Source organism: Shewanella sp. MF05960 (assembly GCF_050849305.1).
Classification (GTDB): Bacteria; Pseudomonadota; Gammaproteobacteria; order Enterobacterales; family Shewanellaceae; genus Shewanella.
Window position 1 is genome coordinate 1 of record NZ_JBOZPS010000046.1, and the last position, 2,395, is coordinate 2,395.

The 2,395-nt window shown below is 44.7% G+C and carries 2 protein-coding genes; both read right to left on the reverse strand.

Features of this window, described 5'->3' with window-relative positions:
• Positions 1-63: 63 nt before the first annotated feature.
• Positions 64-816 (reverse strand): IS21-like element helper ATPase IstB, encoded by a 753-nt coding sequence (istB, locus tag ACROAE_RS20440; protein WP_208835222.1) that lies wholly within the window; start codon positions 814-816, stop codon positions 64-66.
• Positions 809-2,302 carry an IS21 family transposase gene (gene istA, locus ACROAE_RS20445; protein ID WP_089368256.1) on the reverse strand — a complete coding sequence of 498 codons (1,494 nt, stop codon included), beginning with the start codon at positions 2,300-2,302 and terminating at the stop codon, positions 809-811. Before istA ends, istB begins: the two co-directional genes overlap by 8 nt.
• Positions 2,303-2,395: the final 93 nt, after the last annotated feature.

Consider the following 2,395-nt stretch of genomic DNA (forward strand, 5'->3'; position numbering starts at 1 on the left):
TATCTAGCGTCAATTAACTTGGCCGGTTCCGCGTCAATTATCTTGGCCGGTTGACACCGAATTTTATTTGCTCTTATTGAGCGCTGTTTTGCGTCGGTAACTTTCACCTTCGCAATGAATAATCGTTGCATGATGAACCAAGCGATCGATTGCCGCGACAGTCATCGTTGAATCATCAAATAGTTCATCCCATTGTTCGAATGATTTGTTTGATGTGATGATCATGCTGTGTCGCTCATAGCGATGGGCTATCAATTCAAACAGCACACTCGTTTCCTGTTCCGTTTTTCGAACGTAACCAACGTCATCAACGATTAATAAGCTGTATTTATCGAGCTTTACAAGCTCATCTTGCAAGCGTAAGTGTCGCTTTGCTTGCTGGAGTTGTTGAACAATCGCTGACGCGGCAACAAACTTAACTTTATGGCCCTGCTCGATAAGGCCATAACCGATGCTACTGGCGATATGCGTTTTACCAAGACCACTGGCGCCAAATAACAATATATTGCCACCGTGCTTCAACCAATCCGGCTGATTTATTAAATCAGCAACAAGGGGCTTACTAACCCCATCAACAAGGGTAAAGTCGAAGCTGCTAAGGTGTTTACCCACGGGCAATTTTGCATCTTTTAAAAGCCGCTGAAGGCGTTTATCATCGCGTGTCGCAAGTTCAATATGGCACAGCTCAGATAAGTATTGCTGTGGGCTCCATTGCTCTTCTATCGCTTTTTTGCCCAGGGTATTCCACTGTTGAAGCATGGTGCTAAGCTTTAATTGTTTCAGCATTAAAGGTAACGAGGCCGTGAAGTTATCCATGTAGACCTCCCGGTATCATGCTGCTATAAGCGCTCAAGCTGTGTTGCTTTATTGTTATTGTGGGTATGTTTGATGCAATCACTAAAAATTGCGCTTCACATTCTCGGATGGCCGGTAATTGTCGCTGAGTAATTGACGCTGCTACAAATCGTCCTAATTGACGTTCACACCCACTTTGCTTCGCTAAATGGAGCAATTTCACCATGTAATAGCTCGCTTCATCCGCTAAAAGGTGGGCATTAACGTATTCCCAAATAGCTTTGTAATTGTCGCTTGGAAGTAAGTCGTCACGTAGTTGTGAGTAGCGAAATGCCAATGGTTTTTTAACCAGTGCGTCAATAACATGCAAGTAACTAATATTACGTGCACGGCATCCTTTAGAAGCATAGACACGCGCTAACGTTTGAACTAAATCGCTGCCATAGCGCAGCTCTAAACGGTTGTCATATAAACGAACAAGTAATCGGCTACCAATAAGGCGTGACGGGACGCTATAGGTAACACGTTTCAACGAAATAGTACTCGTACGTGACACCGTTAGATAATGCTCGGTGTAATTGACGCTCATCGTCCGTGGTAAAGCATGTAATTGTCGCTGCTCTACTGCGTATTTATCACTTACACGGCGATTACGGCGAGCTACAATGTCGGCAACAAACGATTCATAGACTTCTCTTGTCTGAAAGTCATAACTACCACGGATTTTTAATGCTTGCTCCAGTTGCGATTTAAGATGCCCATGAGGGCTCTCAATAGCCCCATTTTCATGCGCAATACCACGGTTATTGCGGGTCGCTTTAAAGCCATAATGGGTGACTAATTCATTAAAGCGCTCTGTAAAATCGTTATCATTAGTGTGATTACGATAGGCGGCACTCAGACTGTCTGTACGCACTTCTTTAGGCACACCGCCGGCTGCTTTAAATGCGTTTTGCACGCCATCAGAAAAAGCAGCAAAGCTTTCACCGCCGTAAATCACTTGGGCATAAGCCCAGCCACTGGCGGGCATACGATAATGAAACAACATATGCTTTAAGGGTTCACTAGCAATGGTAACGGGTGACTTCACATGTGTAAAATCACACATGCCTAATAGGCCATACTCGTGTGTTTGCAGGAATACGACCTCTTTGCTTGAGCCATACAGTGCTCGCCATTTGTGAATTCGACGCTCTAATGTACGCCGTGAGCTAGGGTTAAATTTGTCGGTGTGAAACTCGCAAAGGTGATCAAAAATTCCCACCGGAGTTAACGTTGCATCACCTTGAAGTAGAGGGACAACAATACTGTCCCAGATAGACTCAAGTGGATCTATACGCGTTCGCCATTGGCGTTTATTAGACAATGGCTGCTCATCCAGTTTATCAATGCGCCTTGCTGAACGTTCAGAAATACCTGCTTTCGCAGCCGCGATAACTTGGCTATTACGTTTTCTATGTTTCATATAAATAGTGACCTGCTGATCAGTGATTCGTGTTCCCGGCACAGTGAACTCCTCCGTTCTGCTGTACCGAACCTTATCAGATCAACCGGCCAAGATAATTGTCGCTAGACCGGCCACCGTAATTGTCGCTTAATA